Below are 2,598 nucleotides of genomic sequence, written 5' to 3' on the forward strand. Positions count from 1 at the left end.
GATGGTCCGCCACGCTGTTCCGCTGCGTTCCGTGCCTTGGCCCGAGGAGTGAAGTTGAACGTTCACCTGCCGTGGCATCGCGTCCGAGTCCCGCGATGGACCTCGGTGGCCACCACCGTCGCCCTCCTCGCCGCCACTACCACCCCGGCCACGCACGCGAGCGGAGCATCTGCTCCGGCGAGCGCGCGTCAGCGTGCTGACAGTGCGTCTACCGCGGGTGACTTCGGACCGGGCGCTTCGGAATCACCCGACATCGCGGTCAACGCGTTCGGGGACGGACAGGGCTATCACATTCAGGTCGGGACGGAGCGCTCCGGTTTCGCCTGGCGCGAGGTCGCGCTGCTGCGGCCGGACGGTCTGGACGACTCGTCGTGGACCGGGTATCAGTGCACGTCGGGCGATGGTCGCTACGAAGCCGTAGCTGTGCTGCCGACATCAGCGGTCAACAATACCTCCGCGCTTGAGCACGGCGCATTCGCGTACTCGGTGGATCTGCAGACCGGCAAGGTACGGCCGATCGCGACCGGCGTCGCGCTGCGCTACTTCTCGCCCGGCTGCGGCACCGGAGATCTCGCCGCGTTCACGGTCAGCCTGGGCGACCAGGAACAGACCACGGAGATACTCACCGCGAACCTCTCCACCGGCGCGGTCGAACACAGCACGGCGGTGGCCGGCGAACTCACCAGCGCGGTGCCGGTTTCGGGCGGCACGGTGGCCGCGCTCGGCTCAGAGCTGGTGAGTGTGCCGGACGCCAATGGGCACGCCGTGGCGACGAAGGTGGCCGCGGCAGGCGGAGAGCCCTTCGAGCTGCGGGCGGCCGCCGACGGGGGAGTGGACTTCCTGTCCATGACACCGGGCGCCAAGACGGCGACCATCATGCACGAGCGCGCGGGCCACGTCACCGCGCTAGGCACCGGCCCCGCCGGCAGTCTGGCGATCTTCGGGGGGCGCGGTGGGCACAACACGGTCATCGGCGCGGACGGCCTAGCGAGCGGGTCAACCCTGCGCCGAGTCGGCGCCGGGCCGCTCGGCGCGGTGCGTGCAGCCTCGCTGGACGGCGACGCATTGTTGGGCGACCAGCAGAGTACGACCACCAGAGACGCGAGGATCCTGGCCACCTCGACTGGCCGGGTGGTGACGCGTGCTTCCGCGACGACAGCCGCCGCGGTGACCGAGGCGTTCTCCGCGCTCGTCCCGGCCGGTGTACCGCATGCGAGCGGTCCGGGCTCGCTCGCTGCACCGCCCCCACCCGGCGGCGCCGCGAGACCGCTGCCGGACGCGGCCGGACAGCCCAAGACGGTCCGGTCCGCGGCGGCTCAGACGCCCTCCTGCTCGGTACCTAGGCTCGATCCGACCTTCCAGGTCATGCAGCCGGGCAGCGCTCAAGTGGACTGGGCGGTGCAGATGGCCGAGCAGGGTCTGCTGACCGGATCGCAGTACACCCGGCCGGCGAACTTCGACAACATGGGCCTGGCCGCCTATGCGCCGAGCAGTGACTTTCCGCCGCACCCGCTCGATCACCCCTCCTCCGACTCCTGGAACTCGGTGCCGCGCTCGGTGTTCGAGGCGATCATGGCCCAGGAGTCGAACTGGGACCAGGCCTCCTGGCACGCACTGCCCGGCATCGCGGGCGATCCGATCGTCGCCGACTACTACGGGTCCGCTGGTTCCATCTCGACGATCAACTATGCGGCCGCCGACTGTGGCTACGGCATCTCGCAGGTGACCACCGGCATGCGCGCCTCGCAGACCGGTCAGCAATACTCCCTGCACGGTCAAGAGAAGATCGCCGTCGACTACCAGGAGAACATCGCGGCCGGCCTGCAGATCCTGGAGGACACCTGGAACCAGCTCTATACGGCCGGGATCACGATCAACGGCGGCGACCCGCGTTACCTCGAGGACTGGTACTACGCGATCTGGGCGTACAACACCGGGATCGAGCCCAACGCGGCGCACGGCAACACCACCGGCTGCACTCCGGGACCCTCGTGTACGGGTCCTGACGGCACGTGGGGTCTGGGCTGGGCGAACAACCCGGCCAACCCGGCCTTCCCGCCCAACCGCCTCCCGTACCTCAAGACCACCTACGGCGACGCCGCGCACCCGGCGGACTGGCCCTACCAGGAGCGCGTGCTCGGCTGGATGGGCAGCCCGCTGCAGCGGATGGGCTCGTCCGCCTACGCGAAGCCGACCTACGCCAACGGCCAGAGCTGGCTGCAGGTGCCCACCTTCGACAACTTCTGCACGTCCGCGGGCGACGACTGCACCCCGCCCGCGCCACCACCCGCCCCGCCCGCGCCCGGCACCTGCAACCTCGCCGACTCCGAGTGCTGGTGGCATCTGCCGTTCAGCTACATCACGAATTGCAGCACCTGCGCCACCGCGGCATACACGGTGGGCGCCGGCTCGAGTGAGCCCCCGGTCACCGACCCGCACCCGCCAGTGTGCTCGCTGGACACCGCGGCCGTGCCCTCGACCTCCAATGGCGTCCCGATCATCGTGTCCGCACAGGTCGGACTCGGCACCGGCAAGACACCACTGAACATCGTCGGCTGTCCGGCCGGGGAGAACTGGTCGAACAACGGCACCTTCACC

Annotated in this window: 1 protein-coding gene; it reads left to right on the forward strand. The window is 69.8% G+C overall.

Features of this window, described 5'->3' with window-relative positions:
* Positions 1 to 54: 54 nt before the first annotated feature.
* Positions 55 to 2,598: transglycosylase SLT domain-containing protein (locus tag VFA06_RS20085; protein ID WP_324842185.1), on the forward strand; the 2,544-nt coding region annotated here is incomplete at its 3' end.

Origin of the sequence: Actinocrinis sp. (assembly GCF_035653575.1) — a bacterium.
Lineage (GTDB): Bacteria > Actinomycetota > Actinomycetes > Streptomycetales > Catenulisporaceae > Actinocrinis.